This is a genomic window from Paenibacillus sp. FSL H7-0690 (assembly GCF_037980415.1).
GTDB lineage: Bacteria > Bacillota > Bacilli > Paenibacillales > Paenibacillaceae > Paenibacillus_AQ > Paenibacillus_AQ odorifer.
In genome coordinates, this window is sequence record NZ_CP150281.1 from 2,162,334 (window position 1) to 2,177,952 (window position 15,619).

General features: G+C 45.2%; 14 protein-coding genes and 1 riboswitch. Of the genes, 11 read left to right on the forward strand and 3 right to left on the reverse strand.

Going from position 1 to position 15,619, the window contains the following annotated elements:
- Positions 1–3 precede the first annotated feature (3 nt).
- Positions 4–1,119: a sporulation integral membrane protein YtvI gene (ytvI, locus tag MHI32_RS09350; RefSeq protein ID WP_076124908.1), complete on the reverse strand. Its 1,116-nt coding sequence runs from the start codon at positions 1,117–1,119 to the stop codon at positions 4–6.
- Positions 1,120–1,516: 397 nt separating this feature from the next.
- On the opposite strand from ytvI, the gene citZ reads away from it, so the two are divergent.
- From citZ to MHI32_RS09370, 4 genes are all read left to right on the forward strand, one after another.
- Positions 1,517–2,629 (forward strand): citrate synthase, encoded by a 1,113-nt coding sequence (citZ, locus tag MHI32_RS09355; protein WP_036678915.1) that lies wholly within the window; start codon positions 1,517–1,519, stop codon positions 2,627–2,629.
- Positions 2,630–2,776: 147 nt separating this feature from the next.
- Positions 2,777–4,072 (forward strand): NADP-dependent isocitrate dehydrogenase, encoded by a 1,296-nt coding sequence (gene icd, locus MHI32_RS09360; RefSeq protein ID WP_036678918.1) that lies wholly within the window; start codon positions 2,777–2,779, stop codon positions 4,070–4,072.
- Positions 4,073–4,152: 80 nt separating this feature from the next.
- Positions 4,153–5,094, forward strand: a complete 942-nt coding sequence (mdh, locus tag MHI32_RS09365) for a malate dehydrogenase (RefSeq protein ID WP_340012205.1) — start codon at positions 4,153–4,155, stop codon at positions 5,092–5,094.
- 127 nt (positions 5,095–5,221) lie between these two features.
- Positions 5,222–5,650, forward strand: coding sequence for a hypothetical protein (locus MHI32_RS09370; RefSeq protein WP_036678923.1), 429 nt, complete (start codon positions 5,222–5,224; stop codon positions 5,648–5,650).
- A gap of 77 nt (positions 5,651–5,727) precedes the next feature.
- Here MHI32_RS09370 and MHI32_RS09375 read toward each other — a convergent pair whose 3' ends face one another.
- Positions 5,728–6,666, reverse strand: a complete 939-nt coding sequence (locus tag MHI32_RS09375; protein ID WP_340012206.1) for an AraC family transcriptional regulator — start codon at positions 6,664–6,666, stop codon at positions 5,728–5,730.
- A 194-nt stretch (positions 6,667–6,860) separates the two neighbouring features.
- Between MHI32_RS09375 and MHI32_RS09380 the strand changes: the two genes are divergently transcribed.
- The 6 genes from MHI32_RS09380 to thiH all read left to right on the forward strand — a co-directional run bounded on the left by MHI32_RS09380 (position 6,861) and on the right by thiH (position 13,203).
- The gene (locus tag MHI32_RS09380) at positions 6,861–8,972 is read left to right on the forward strand and encodes a GDSL-type esterase/lipase family protein (RefSeq protein ID WP_340012207.1); all 2,112 of its coding nucleotides are present in this window, start codon (positions 6,861–6,863) and stop codon (positions 8,970–8,972) included.
- Positions 8,973–9,209: 237 nt separating this feature from the next.
- Positions 9,210–10,082: an SDR family oxidoreductase gene (locus tag MHI32_RS09385; protein WP_340012208.1), complete on the forward strand. Its 873-nt coding sequence runs from the start codon at positions 9,210–9,212 to the stop codon at positions 10,080–10,082.
- 87 nt (positions 10,083–10,169) lie between these two features.
- A riboswitch (TPP riboswitch) is annotated at positions 10,170–10,271 on the forward strand.
- Positions 10,272–10,383: 112 nt separating this feature from the next.
- Positions 10,384–10,989, forward strand: a complete 606-nt coding sequence (locus MHI32_RS09390; protein WP_340012209.1) for a thiamine phosphate synthase — start codon at positions 10,384–10,386, stop codon at positions 10,987–10,989.
- A 38-nt stretch (positions 10,990–11,027) separates the two neighbouring features.
- Positions 11,028–11,231, forward strand: coding sequence for a sulfur carrier protein ThiS (gene thiS / locus MHI32_RS09395; protein ID WP_340012210.1), 204 nt, complete (start codon positions 11,028–11,030; stop codon positions 11,229–11,231).
- A 55-nt stretch (positions 11,232–11,286) separates the two neighbouring features.
- Positions 11,287–12,054 carry a thiazole synthase gene (locus MHI32_RS09400; RefSeq protein ID WP_038569684.1) on the forward strand — a complete coding sequence of 256 codons (768 nt, stop codon included), beginning with the start codon at positions 11,287–11,289 and terminating at the stop codon, positions 12,052–12,054.
- Between the two features lie 33 nt (positions 12,055–12,087).
- Positions 12,088–13,203: a 2-iminoacetate synthase ThiH gene (gene thiH / locus MHI32_RS09405; RefSeq protein ID WP_076304385.1), complete on the forward strand. Its 1,116-nt coding sequence runs from the start codon at positions 12,088–12,090 to the stop codon at positions 13,201–13,203.
- Between the two features lie 81 nt (positions 13,204–13,284).
- Here the strand turns inward: thiH and yfbR are convergent, their stop codons facing one another.
- Positions 13,285–13,890 (reverse strand): 5'-deoxynucleotidase, encoded by a 606-nt coding sequence (yfbR, locus tag MHI32_RS09410; protein ID WP_139330047.1) that lies wholly within the window; start codon positions 13,888–13,890, stop codon positions 13,285–13,287.
- A gap of 102 nt (positions 13,891–13,992) precedes the next feature.
- Between yfbR and MHI32_RS09415 the strand changes: the two genes are divergently transcribed.
- Positions 13,993–15,552, forward strand: coding sequence for a fumarate hydratase (locus tag MHI32_RS09415; protein WP_076100116.1), 1,560 nt, complete (start codon positions 13,993–13,995; stop codon positions 15,550–15,552).
- Positions 15,553–15,619 lie beyond the last annotated feature (67 nt).

Genomic DNA, 15,619 nt, shown 5'->3' on the forward strand with positions numbered 1-15,619 from the left:
TTATTATCTTAGTCTTCCGCTGACAATATAGCTGTGTAATGCGTGAAATACACCTGCTCGGTTAAAGGCTACAAGAATAACTAGAATAACGGGACCGATGATCAGCCCAAGCATACCGAACAGCTGCAAACCTGCAAACATACCGACCAGCATAGCAAGGGGATCAAGCCCAATGCTGCTGGCGAGCACTTTCGGCTCAAGCACTTGGCGGGTTACAAGGATAACGGCATATAGGATAGTAAGTCCGATCCCCAGTGCCAGATTGTCTGTCATGTAAGAGTATAACGCCCAAGGAATCATTACGATTCCAACCCCTAAATAAGGCAACAGATCCACAAAACCAATCATTAAGCCAATAGCGAAAGCAGATTTTACACCCAAGAGCAGCAACCCGATCACGACAATGACCGCTGTAATGGAGATCAGGATTAGCTGAGCCCGGAGATAGCCGAAGAGAGCTTTTCGCAGATCCCGCCAGATACCCGATACCGGCTTTAAGAATGGGGCTGGCAGCCAGCCTGTGAGTTTGGCATTATGTCTTTCCCAGCTAGTACTAATAAAAAAGGCAGCGAGAACGACCACGATAAGAATTGTACCCATACTGGGTAGAGCGGAGATCAGCTTTAAGATCACATTAAAAAATCCGGTCACCACTTGCGTAACTGCGTAACCAACGGTTTCCGTTGTTCTGCTGATATTGCTGTCAATGGTGGCGTGATAGTCAGGATTGTCGCGGTAGAACTGATTTATCTGGTTAATGATATTCTGTATGCTTGCATTCTGGCTCAAGGACAGCAGAAGCTCTCTCCATTGGTCCGTATGAAGATTAAAGGTCTGCAGCAGCACGATCAATTCTTTCACTAGCCTTGTAATCATCGCGGTCAGTACTAGTGCGGTTCCGCCTATGTAAAATAGCAGCGAGAGCGACACCGCCAGCCACGCTGGGAGCTTAAGGCCTTTAAGAATCAACACTAGTGGATGCATGATATAAGCGAGCAACCAAGCGAGCAGGAGGGGGTATAACAGCGGAAGCAATAAATAGATTGCCAGCAGGAGGATAGAGGTAGCCAGAACGACCCACAGGCCGCGCAGCAGTCTTTTTAATGCTAATCGGTCCATACGAAGATCTACACCTCCTTCATTCCTGCGGATGCAGGGGAATAAAAGCTCGTCTTCATATATATTCATAGAACCTATTTAAAGACTAGGAAACGGGATAAATATTGGGCTGAACCGGATGCTATAAACTAAAATCTCAACTGTGAATCAAGGGTTTAGAAGTTTTTTTCTATCTCTGTGATAAAATCATTTGATGCGCTGCAAAGCTTCCACATTGTTCACATAACCGACAAAATCCAGTATGATGAATAAAGATTCGATTACGAAAGTCAGACAACATCCTCGCCGGATATGTCCTTGAACTGCACTCCTTAGATTTTTCAATGCTTTAAATTGGAAATGTTTACATGAAACCGAGAATGCTTTTTATACCTTGTTGGCAAAGGAGAGATATGCTATGACAGCTACCAAAGGCTTGGAAGGTATCGTTGCAACAACTTCATCCATTAGCTCTATTGTGGATGGGGTACTCACTTACCGTGGTTATGATATTGATGATCTCGCAGAAAATGCTACCTTCGAAGAAACCGCTTATTTATTGTGGTTTGGCAGTCTACCAACAACACCAGAGCTGGAAGCGCTCAAACGGGATTTCAGTGCTTTCGCACGGATTCCTGAGCCAGTCATCGAGCAAATGAAGCTCTATCCAAAAGACACCAACACCATGGCAGCATTGCGGACTGCTGTATCAAGCCTTGCTCTCTATGATGAAGCGGCTGACGATATGAGTAGAGAAGCTAACGAGATTAAAGCAGTAAAACTACAGGCACAGCTCCCGACGGTTGTGGCGGCCCTATCGCGTATTCGCAAAGGTCTGGAACCTGTGGCTCCTAAAGAAGGCGTCTCGATTGCCGAGAACTTCCTGTATATGTTATGGGGAAAAGAGCCTGACAGTGTATCTGTTAAAGCGCTTGATACCGCACTTGTGCTTCATGCGGACCATGAGCTGAATGCTTCAACTTTTGCAGGCAGAGTTACGGTTGCAACCTTGTCCGATATTTATTCCGGCGTGACCTCCGCTATCGGCGCACTAAAGGGTCCACTTCACGGTGGGGCGAATGAAGCCGTTATGAAGATGCTTGAAGAGATCGGAAGTTTGGAAGCGGTTGAACCTTATATTCGTAAGAAGCTGGATAACCGCGAGAAGATCATGGGCTTCGGCCATAGAGTATACAAAAATGGTGATCCACGTGCTAAACACCTGATGAAAATGTCACTTGAACTTGGCACAATGAAAAATGATACTACGCTGTATGATATGTCCGTAAATATCGAGGAATTGATTACCGGACAAAAGGGACTTAAACCGAATGTTGATTTCTATTCGGCATCAGTTTATACACAGCTGGGTATTGAACGTGAGCTGTTCACTCCTATCTTTGCAATTAGCCGGACTTCAGGCTGGACTGCACATATTCTGGAGCAATATACAGATAACCGTATTATCCGGCCACGTGCAGAATACACAGGTATGATTGAACAGAAATACGTTCCAGTAGACGAAAGATAGAAGGGCAGCCTTGCAGGCTGCTCCTAAAGTTTAGTAGAATGAACCCTAGAATATATGCAATAATGCATATTCATACGTAGAGAGTTTTGTTCGAGGCTTGTCCATGAGAAATTAAATCCCACAAAACTTTAGGAGGAATACACTCAAATGTTGAAACTAGAAAAATTCGATCTGCCAACAGAAGGCGAACAAATCACAATTAAAGATGGTAAACTGCAGGTTCCTAATCATCCAATCATTCCTTTTATCGAGGGTGACGGCACAGGCCGTGATATTTGGAAGGCTTCCAAACGCGTACTTGATGCAGCAGTAACTAAAGCTTATGGCGGCACAAAGCAAATCGCTTGGTACGAAGTTTTTGCTGGCGAAAAAGCCTTCAATACATATGGTGAATGGCTGCCAAATGATACTTTGGAGGCAATCCGTGAATATTTTGTAGCTATTAAAGGTCCACTTACGACTCCAATCGGAGGCGGTATTCGTTCATTGAACGTAGCTTTGCGTCAAGAGTTGGATTTGTACGTATGTCTGCGTCCAGTTCGTTATTTCGAAGGGGTTCCTTCTCCTGTTAAACGTCCTGAGCTGGTGGATATGGTTATTTTCCGTGAGAATACGGAGGATATTTATGCAGGGATTGAATATCAAGAAGGTTCTGCTGAAGTGAAAAAAGTCATCGAATTCCTGCAAAAAGAGATGGGAGTTAACAAAATCCGTTTCCCTGAAACTTCTGGTATTGGTATTAAACCAGTATCCTCCGAAGGTTCGAAACGTTTGGTACGCGCTGCTATTGAATATGCGATCAAACACGGACGCAAGAGCGTAACGCTTGTGCACAAAGGAAACATCATGAAGTTCACTGAAGGTGCCTTCAAAAACTGGGGTTATGAAGTTGCTGAGCAAGAGTTCGGAGATAAGGTCTTCACTTGGAATCAATACGATGTGATTAAAGAACGTGAAGGTGAAGCTGCTGCCAATGCTGCTCAGAAGGATGCTGAAGCTGCGGGCAAAATTATCATCAAGGATGCCATTGCGGATATCGCATTGCAACAAGTTCTGACTCGTCCGACTGATTTTGATGTTATTGCTACCTTGAACCTGAACGGGGATTACCTGTCTGACGCGCTTGCTGCGCAAATCGGCGGTATCGGTATCGCTCCTGGAGCGAACATTAACTATATTTCTGGACATGCGATTTTTGAAGCCACTCATGGCACCGCACCTAAATATGCAGACAAAGATGTTGTGAACCCTGGTTCCGTGATTCTGTCCGGCGTAATGTTGCTGGAGCATCTGGGTTGGCAGGAAGCAGCAGATCTGATTTATAAAGGTATGGAAACAGCTATTAATAACAAAACCGTGACTTATGACTTTGCCCGCCTGATGGAAGGCGCAACTGAACTGAAATGCTCTGCATTTGCCGACGAGATTATTAATCACCTCTAAGATAGGCTGGCTCAACCAACTGAATATATTGAAGTTTAGCTAATACAAGCTATACCGACACCGTTCTAGGAGGAGAATCCTTGGCAATCAAACGTTATAAAATTACAGTTGTAGGTGCCGGTTTTACTGGGGCTACTACAGCTCTTATGCTTGCTCAAAAGGAGCTTGGTGACGTTGTGCTGCTTGATATCCCACAAATGGAGAACACAACCAAGGGGAAGGCACTAGATATGCTGGAAGCAGGTCCTGTACAGAAATTTGACAGTCAAATTACAGGAACATCAAGCTATGAAGATGCTGCGGATTCAGATATTGTAATCATCACTGCAGGGATTGCCCGTAAACCTGGAATGAGTCGCGATGATCTCGTGAACACCAATGCAGGTATTGTGAAGTCGGTATGCGAGAACATAAAACGTGTAGCACCAGATTCCATCGTAATCATTCTGAGTAATCCAGTTGACGCTATGACCTATGCGGCATTTAAAGCGCTGGGTTTTCCGAAGAGTCGCGTAATTGGACAATCCGGAGTACTGGATACAGCCCGTTATAACACGTTTATTGCACAAGAGCTGAAGGTATCTGTTGAAGATGTACGTGGTTTCGTATTAGGCGGACACGGCGATGATATGGTACCGCTCGTAAGGTATTCCAGTGTCGGTGGCATTCCAATTGATACATTGATATCTGCGGAGCGTATTGATGAGATTGTGCAACGTACACGTGTAGGTGGCGGAGAGATTGTTAACCTCTTAGGAAATGGTAGTGCTTATTATGCACCAGCGGCTTCTTTAGCTCAGATGGCGGAAGCTATCTTGAAGGACAAAAAACGGATCATTCCGGTTATCGCTTTGCTCGAAGGAGAATATGGCTACGATAACCTGTTCATGGGTGTTCCGGCGTTACTTGGTGCCAATGGTATCGAGAAGATTTTTGAACTGGAGCTTACAGCTGAGGAAAAAGCGGCTTTAGATAAGTCTGCTGAATCCGTGCGTAGCGTAACAGCTGTGCTAACTGTATAGATTGTGACAGAGGTATGAAGAAACCCCCATTTTGTTCACTTAAAATGGGGGTTTCCTTTTCTTCTCAAGCAATAATGGGTATAATTAAATGTAACTATTATCACAGTTAAAACGGAGGAGATATGTTATGGATTGGAACGTGTTGTTTTTCTTACATATGATCGGAACCTTGGCACTTGGCTTCTACCTTGTGCTACCCTTCATCCTAGGACGTGCAGAGAAACTGTCGTCTGGGGCTAAAGAAGGAACGTTAAGTGCAGTAACCGGATTTAATCGTTTTGCGCAGTATGGATTGGTGATCCAACTCCTTACAGGCGGTTATATGATGACCAAAGGTGATTATTCAGTAGCGTGGATGATTATTGTTGTTGTGTTATTGCTAGCGATGTTTGCACTTGGCGGTATTATGAGCAAGCCTTTGCGTCTTGCAGCAGCTGGAATTCGTGAGAACCGCGACGTTAGCGCAGAGACTGGAAAATTGCGCACACTTAGTGCACTGCTTACGGTGTCATTGCTACTAATGGTATTCTTCATGGTGTTTAACGATATAGTTTAATCTATAGCGAATTATACCCGCCTCCGTAATGGAGAGCGGGTTTTTCGTATGTTCCGGTAATTTATCTTCATAAAACGTTAATCCCTGATAGGATTCGTATAAGATTTCGGCCGGTAATTTAACGGAGAAACACCCGTCCATCGTTTGAATTGTCGGCTGAAGTGGCTCTGGGAAGCAAACCCGAGTTGTTCAGAAATCCTCTGTATTTTTAAATCGGTATGAAGCAGCAAATGTTTTGACTTCTTTAATCTTAGGTTAGTTATGTACTGCCTAGGAGATATCTTATATATCTTTGTAAACAACTTATGGCACTGCACCCGACTTAAGCAAAGCTGCTCAGCAATCAAATTAACCGTGAGCTCCGGCAAATGAATATTGGCTGCAATATATTTTTCAATCTGATGAGCAGTTTCCACCTCGTACAAAGAGTTTGCTTGTCGCGCTGTGTTGGAATTCTCCGAATTCGAGAGCTGTACATCAATGAGTTCAGTCAAAATCATCAGGATGATCGCTTGCAAACGAAGCCTTTCTTTTACAAGAATCATTTCTTCAATTTCCTCGGGAAATCCAGTGGAGGCCGTCGTGGCGAGAATATTGTTCTTAATAAATTCATCCAAATGTTCCAGTTGGTGATTTAATCCCGAACGCTGCATTTGCTGGTTATTCCATTTCTGTACAGCCTGAGACTGAAACCATTCACGAAACTTTAAATCGTCAATATCGAAATGAAAAGAGAGGTAGATATAGTTGCTCAGGCCAGAATTAACTACATAATGACGTAAGCCAGGCGGAATAATTAACCAATCTCCTTTACCAAAGGCAATGGAACTTCCTTCTACATATTGATGGGAGTTGCCGTCGTAGCAATACAATAGTTCGAAGATTTTGTGATAGTGATCAGGGTATGTCCACCCAGGTTCTGCTACACGATAATGAACACCGATCAGCTGCAGTGTACTTATAATGTTCGGAAAGCTGACTTTGTAAGCGATAGGAGTTCTCCTCCTTAGGATCAATAGGGATGTTCTTAATTATATCAAGGATACCTATACATATGACCATTTTGCAGTGTGAGCCGTTGATCATTCCATGGTTTTCGTTACAAAAGGTCAAAAAAAAGAATGAAATCATCATTTGAATCACTTTAGAGAACAGGGATAATGGAGGGACCTAGGGAAGTATTTCGAGAAACGGAAGGAAGTGTAATGAAGTGGGAAAGCTGTGTAGGAATATACTAATCTTATCTTCTTTACTTATGGCTTCATTGACTCTTACTCACGGTAAAACAGAGGCATCCCTATTAAAAGATGGGGCAGAGAGGCAACCTCCAACCCAAATTGCAAGCGTATACAAGTTTAATTTTACAAACCAAGTTAAAACAGGATATCAATCCGTTAGGTATGATCCTAATCGCGGTGCACAATTGTATGACTCATCTTTAGGTTATGGTTTTGTTCAAGAGACCAACGCTTTACCCGCCAGAGAAGTGCACACCGACTCAATTACATCCGATGGAACAGGTTTTTTCATCACAGAACCTATTTTTTTTGCTGAACCTAAATCTGAGAAAGATAATTATAACAACTACGGAATGGCGTTTCGAATGGATGCTCCCCCTGGAACCTACAACGTATATGTAAAAACGACTTCTGACGCAGAGGATGGGATCGTGTCAGTATCAGGAATGCAGACCACCCGCTTGTTGAAAAGTGGACATTGGGACGCTGCAAAGCTTGTACCCGTCAAGCATACGGCTGTAGCCAAAGGGAAAGAGTGGACTTATACGTATGTAAACGGCCGTGACCATATAGATATTGAGATCGAACCGAACAAAGTGAACACAGCTGTGGGGATTGAGGAGATCATACTGGAACCGATTTTGACTCAGCATAGAGCGGCTGGAGCTCTTCCGAATTTATTTATACTTGGAGATTCCACGGTCAAGTCCTACACCTTCGACGAAGCACCAATGAGTGGTTGGGGCCAGATTATTGGCAGTATGTTTAATCAACATAAATTGAGTGTAACTAACTATTCCATGGGGGGACGCTCGTTTAAAAATGCCTATACAGAAGGTCGACTGAACGACATTTTACTGAATGGCAGCATTGGGGATTATGTGTTTATTCAATTCGGACACAATGATGAGAGCGCAGATGAGTTCAGACGTTACGGCAGAGGTTCGACAGAAGCAATGTATGAAAATTACCTTAAAGAAGTCTATCTCCCTGCGATTCAAGCCCGGGGTATGATACCAGTACTGGTAACCCCAATGTCCAGAATTAAAGGGAATGCAAGTCCGGGATATATCTATGAAAATTCTTTTAAATCAAGAAAGTTTGTAGATATTCTTAAACGGGTCGCAGATGAATCTGGAGTTACACTTATTGACCTTAACTCGGAAAGTCTGAAATATTATAACGAGATCGGTGTAGAAGCAATAACAGCCCTCTTCATGTCTATTGAAGCCGGAGAAACGCCAGGCAAAACAAATGACGGAAGTTACGCTAACGGGCATCCTTCAAAGAAAGTCGATGGGACTCATTTTAAAGAAGTGCTCGCCAAACAATTTTCACGGATGATTGTCACGGAGCTTGTAGAGAAAGGTGCTACTGGCGATTCTACTGCTGCCTCCATTACTCCTTACCTTAAAGGGAACGTTAAGCATGCGGCACTAACAGGGAACTGGGGTAAGATTTTTCCGGAAATAACGAATGATACGACGACTGGGGAAGCTGCTTATTACCGTAATCAAATTGAAAAATTAATCCAGCTGGGAGTAATGGGCAAAGACCGTCAAGGGAATTTTAATCCGGATACGGAGATGACAGTTGCTGAATTCACACGCAGTATTTCTAAGTTAATGAAAGTGGAAAGATCTGATGTTGCCTATTATCCGAAAGGTAGGCTGTCACGTGAATCGATGGGTGCTATTCTCTATGACGTTTACCAAATAAAGTTTGCTAATAAACCTAAGTACATGACTGATTATAACGGCACAGCAGTAGTGCCAGGAGATCCTGGCTATGATTCGAATTTGGAGCCAGGAGCTAGAGGTGCGATGTACTATCCTCTTGTATCCTGGACGCAGCTTGTTGATACAGCGGACATTTCTCCTTATTTAATTTCAAAAGTGAAAAGTGCATATGAATTAGGACTCATTAGATCTGAAGTGGGGATTGCCAGAGGCGAAATGGTCAATGGGACAGAACTAGAACCTAAAGCTATAGTGACCCGGGAGAAAGCGGCCAAAGCTCTGTACTTTATGTGGGTGCTGGAACATGAAGTGAATGCAGAAAATCATGTTTCTTCTCTAAAATAGTCAGGGTGAACAATTCAAGGCACAGCAGCGATGCTGTGTCTATTTGTATGCAGTGAATTCCTCTCCACTTACAGCAGTATATCTCTCACGGTTGTTTATATCTACTTTCATTGTGGTAAGTAAGATTCGTAAAGCGATTTAAGAAAATGACAAACCCAGCGTATAAACGTGCATAGTTGTGCCATCCTAAGACGATCAGTTAACTATCAATTTGCTTAACGAGAGGAGATAGGGAAGATGTCAGGCAACAATAAACAAGCTACAAAAACCTTACCCCCACAGGAGCAGTATCATCAGCCAGGGATTGAGAGTGAAATGACGCCGCTGCCCAAATACGAGCCGGCAAATTATAAAGCAGCAGGTAAACTGCAAGACAAGGCGGCGTTAATTACCGGTGGAGACAGCGGAATTGGGCGTGCAGTTGCTGTGCTTTTTGCTAAAGAAGGCGCTGATGTGGTCATTTCATATCTTAATGAACACTCAGATGCAGAGGAAACTAAACGTCAGGTCGAGCAGGAAGGCCGCAAATGTATCCTAATTCCAGGTGATATCGGTGACGAGAAATTCTGTAAAGATCTTATTAAACAGACGGTGGAGGGCTTAGGAAAGCTTGATATTCTCATCAATAACGCGGCAGAGCAACATCCGCAAGCTAAGATCGAGGATATTACTTCCGAGCAGCTTGAGCGTACTTTCCGTACGAATATATTTGCGATGTTCTATTTAACAAAAGCAGCTATGCCTCATTTAAAAGCAGGATCTACCATTATAAATACAACTTCAATTACCGCTTATCGCGGAAGCCCGCAGCTGCTGGACTATTCATCAACTAAAGGAGCTATTCTTAGCTTCACACGATCCTTGTCCACGAATCTGGCAGAGAAGGGCATACGGGTAAACGGTGTTGCTCCAGGTCCAATCTGGACACCGCTGATTCCCTCTACCTTTGATGCAAAACAGGTTAGCGAGTTTGGAGGTACACAGCCTATGAAACGGCCTGGACAACCAGAAGAGCTGGCACCAGCCTATGTATATCTGGCCTCTGACGATTCCAGTTATGTGACTGGACAGGTTATTCATGTAAATGGTGGCGAGGTAGTAAACGGTTAGATCAGAACAGCTAATGTGAATAAATGGGTGTATTTCAATAAAAAAATATGTTACTATAAACCACGTTAGCATTTTAAAATTGTATATTTATGTCACTAGGGGTGCCGATTGGCTGAGACGGAATGGATTTCCGGACCCTTTGAACCTGATCTGGTTAAGACCAGCGTAGGGAAGTGGAGAACGAATTTCTGTTATCGGGCTATTTGTAGTGCCGTCTATATACAGATTCTGACTGCCTTCCTTACGGGGGCAGTTTTTTTGTTTTTTACTGACCTACAGGGAAGTGAGAGAGGAGATCGTGATGTTGCAAGCTGAGATCCATCTAATATCAGACGGCAAGCTACAGCTGAGACATTTTGTTGAACTAGCTGTCACGGTGCAGACATGGGTCGATTATATTCACCTGAGAGATAAGCAATGTCCTGCATGCGAACTGCTCGCTGCGGCACAGGAGCTGTTGGCTGCCGGTATGCCCGCTACCAAACTGATAATCAGCGACCGGATCGATGTAGCCTTGGCAGCTGGTGCCGCGGGGGTTCAGTTGGCTTGGCACAGTCTGAGTCCGGTTACAGCCCGGCGAATTGCACCTCAGCTTCGGCTGGGGAGATCGGTTCATTCTCCGGAAGAAGCGGCAAATGCCTCAGAGCAGGGAGCTGATTATTGCTTGTTTGGTCATGTATTTCCCTCGGATAGCAAGTTAGGGCTGCCCGCACGTGGGTTAGAGCTGCTTGCAGAAACGGTGAAGACCAGCTCTATTCCTGTAATTGCGATTGGCGGAATTAGCCCCGCTAATGCGGCGCAGATCATCAGGAAAGGTGCGGCAGGAGTTGCTGTGATGTCCGGTATTTGCGGAGCGGATGATCCTTATGAGGCCGCCAAAGCTATTCATAAGGCGGTTCATTCATAGCCTGGAGGTAACAGCATGGGCGAAGGGGGTGATTCAGAATGAAGCTGTTGATTAACGGGAAATCCGCAGAGTGTTCTGGTGGTATTCAAACTATAGCTGATTTGATCAGTCTTCCTGAGTGGTCGGGTTGTCTGATGATCATTGAGCTGAATGGAGAAATTGTCAGTAAGGAGAATTATGAAAGTACTGCTCTGAGCGAGGATGATCGTTTGGAACTGGTGCACTTTGTTGGTGGGGGTTGAGATGGAGCGGTATAGAATTTTGAGAAATTTATACGAACCAAAGGGAGGTAATTTCATGCATGACCCGTTACATATTGGCGGCATCGAATTAACCAGTAGATTATTTATCGGAACCGGAAAATATAGCCGGAATACGTTGATCCCCGAAGTGATCGCAAGCTCTGGTTCTCAGGTGATTACTGTAGCGCTTCGCCGAGTGGACCCGCAAGGTGGAGCAGAAAATATCATGAACCACATTCCCGGCCACATGACTCTTCTGCCTAATACCTCAGGAGCGCGTACAGCGGAAGAGGCAGTCCGTATTGCAAGATTAGCAAGAGCTGCGGGACTGGGGAACTGGGTCAAGATCGAAGTGATCAATGATCAGAAATACCTGCTTCCAGATAATCTGGAGACCATACGAGCTACAGAGATTTTAGCAGCGGAGGGTTTTGTAGTATTGCCATATATGAGTCCGGACCTTTCGGCTGCTTTACGTCTGAGAGATGCCGGTGCTGCTGCTGTGATGCCGCTTGGTGCGCCGATCGGGACGAATCGCGGCCTGCGCACTAAGGAGCTTGTGCGTATTCTTATTGAAGAAGTGAATTTGCCGATTATTGTAGACGCCGGGATTGGCAAGCCCTCGGAAGCGGCGGAAGCAATGGAGATGGGGGCCGCTGCTGTTCTGCTTAATACGGCTATTGCAACGGCACGTAATCCGCTCGTCATGGCGGAAGCGTTCCGCGAGGCGATATCCGCTGGCCGCAAAGCTTATTTGGCAGGACTCGGTCCTGTAGAAGAAGTTGCTTTTGCTTCGTCACCGTTGACTGGATTTTTGAACTGAATTTGATAGGTCACGAAAGGAGGGAAGATTAGCATGAGCTTTTTTGACACACTGGCCCGCTTGGAGCAGTATCCTTATGAGCAGCTGTGGAAGGAGTTCCGGGAGGATGACGTTAAGCGGGCGCTTGGAAAAGACAAGCTGAACGAAAATGATTTGCTGGCATTGCTCTCTCCGGCAGCAACGCCGCTGCTAGAGGAGATGGCGTTGGCTGCACAGCGACTGACCCGTGCACATTTTGGTTATTCGATGCAGCTGTTCACACCGATGTATCTTGCGGATTTTTGTGTGAATCATTGTACCTACTGCAGCTTCAGCTCCATTTATGATTTTCCGCGCAAAAAGCTGTCCTTGGAGGAGGTCCGCAGGGAGGCTGAGAAGATTGCAGCTACAGGTCTGCGGCATATCCTCATTTTGACTGGTGAATCGCGCCGGGAGAATCCTGTCTCATATATTAAGGATTGCGTAGATGTACTCAGGGAATTTTTTTCCTCTGTCAGTATTGAGATAAATCCTCTATCAACTGCAGAATATAAAGAGCTTCTTCAAGCAGGGGTGGATGGATTAACACTATACCAAGAGGTGTACCACCAGGAGACTTACAGAAAGCTGCATGTTAAAGGGCCTAAAAGAAACTACCGGAATCGCCTGGATGCACCTGAACGCGGCTGTCAGGCAGGTTTTCGTTCTGTGAATATTGGTACGTTGCTCGGGATGTATGATTGGCGGCAAGAGGCATTCCAAAGTGCCATGCATGCCCGCTATTTGCAGGATCGGTATCCAGATTGCGAGATCAGTCTGTCACCTCCGCGGTTTCGGCCTTATTTAGGGGAATTTAACCCGGAGTGTGATGTTACCGACCGATCGCTAGTGCAGATTATTTTGGCATACCGGTTATTTTTACCCCGTTCGGGCATTACTTTATCTACACGAGAGCCTGCCTCTCTACGCGATCATTTAATTCATCTAGGAATAACTAAGATGTCAGCCGGGGTCACTACTGAGGTGGGCGGTCACACTAATGCAGGGGGAACTCCGCAATTCGAAATATCCGATGGCCGTAGTGTGCAGGAGATTACGGAAATGCTATATACGAAGGGTTTGCAGCCCATTTTTAAAGACTGGGATATCCTGACCGAATCAACAACGTAACGCTTGTATTATCAATTATTAATCACTAATGGACCCCTGCGAGATTCATGCGGAGGTCCATTTTTTTTGTATAGAGGGTGTTTAGTTTCCGGCAGAGAGCTCATCGAGAGACATTTCGAAACTCGGTGCCATATGAGTCAGAAAATAATCCACTTCCTGCAGGTCAAGCCCACGAAGTTTTGCTGCTGTCTGCTCCTTCGCGGCGGCAAATTCTCGGTTTCCTGCAGCAACTTCCCATACGCATTTCAAATAAGCATCCAGCCGATCAGCGGCTTTCACATAGCTGTGCAGCAGAATGTCCTCCGAATCGGGAGGGCTGTCTTCCGGTCGTATAAGCTGAGTGTAGATGCTTTTCAGCTCTGATGGAATCATTCCAGTTAAGCGATCAGCCGCAACTTTCTCCATTTCGCGGAAGCTGGTGAGCAAGCGAGGATTGTTGTATTTTACCGGCGTGGCGATGTCACCTGTGAACACTTCGCTGGCATCATGGAACAGAGCTAGGGTTGCTGCTCGTTCTGCGTTTAGTGAACGTCCAAAATGAACATTACCGATGGAACAGAGCATATGTGTGAGCAATGCAACATGAAAAGAATGCTCAGCGACGTTCTCTGGTGCGGTGCTGCGCATCAAGCTCCAGCGCTGAATATACTGAAGACGATATAGATAGGCAGAAAAATGGTAGCTCAATTTTAAAGTAACCCCTTTCATGCGGTGCTAGGTATGATATTATTATACTAATTGTATCAAACTTTAGATAACCTGGAACTGCCGAGAGGAGCTTGAATGAAGATGCAGCATTTTGAAGACAGTATTTATAACCTTATCGTAGAAACTTCCACGAATTTGCCGGGAGATGTACGCCGGGCAGTTGCAAAAGGTCGCGCGCTGGAAGACAGGGCGACCCGGTCCGGTCTTGCTTTAACCACGATTGCGCAAAATATCGGAATGGCTGAGCAGCAAGTGTCTCCGATCTGTCAGGATACGGGAATGCCTACATTTATCATTCACACCCCTGTGGGAATCAATCAGATTGAGATGAAAAAAGATATTCATAATGCCATTGTACGAGCGACCAAGAATGGTAAACTTCGTCCCAATTCTGTAGATTCATTAACAGGTGAGAATAGCGGAGATAACTTGGGTGCAGGCACACCAGTCATTCATTTCGAACAATGGGAAGAGGATAAAATAGACGTTAGACTTATTCTGAAGGGTGGAGGCTGCGAGAATAAAAATATTCAATACAGTCTCCCGGCAGAATTAGAAGGACTCGGGAAAGCGGGTCGGGATCTGGACGGAATCCGTAAATGTATTTTACACGCGGTATATCAGGCGCAGGGACAAGGCTGCAGTGCCGGTTTTATTGGCGTGGGTATCGGCGGTGACCGTACGACTGGCTACGAGCTGGCTAAGAAGCAGCTGTTCCGCAAAGTGGAGGATGTTAATCCAATAGAAGACCTTAGTAAGCTGGAAGACTATATTATGGAGAATGCTAACAAGCTTGGAATTGGCACGATGGGCTTTGGTGGTGAAGTATCGCTGCTGGGCTGTAAGGTTGGCGTAATGAATCGTCTGCCAGCTAGCTTTTTCGTATCCGTTGCTTATAACTGTTGGGCCTTCCGCCGCCAAGGGGTGCTGGTTGATCCATCCACAGGCAATATAGAGGATTGGTTGTATGAGAGTGGTACAGGGATATCTGTAGATGATGAAGGGGCACATGAATCTGAAGCAGTAATTGCTGAGGGAGCTAACAGCCCAGCCTCTGAATCGCGGGAAGTACGTCTTACAACGCCGGTAAGTGAAGAGGATATCCGTAGTCTGCGTGTTGGAGACGTGGTTATTTTATCCGGTGAAATGCATACAGGCCGTGATGCTTTGCACAAATATTTAATGGATCATGAGTCTCCGGTAGATCTGGAAGGGGCTGTGATTTATCATTGTGGTCCTGTGATGATGAAAGATGAGGAAGGCTGGCATGTAAAAGCTGCGGGCCCAACTACGAGCATTCGTGAAGAGCCTTATCAAGGCGATATTATCAAAAAATTTGGAATCCGTGCAGTCATCGGAAAAGGTGGTATGGGTCCAAAAACGTTAAAAGCGTTACAGGAGCACGGCGGGGTATACCTCAATGCGATTGGTGGAGCCGCCCAGTATTATGCAGAGTGCATTAAGAAGGTCAACGCTGTTGATTTTATGGAATTTGGTATTCCTGAGGCGATGTGGCATCTCGATGTGGAGGGTTTTGCAGCGATTGTGACGATGGATGCTCACGGCAACAGTCTGCATGCGGATGTGGAAAAAGATTCTGCAGCTAAATTGACTCAATTCAAGGAGCCAGTGTTTAAATAAATGGGGTTACAACCGGTGGATAAGTCATGAGGAGGGCAGATTCTCTGAATGGCTTTTCCATGGGTTT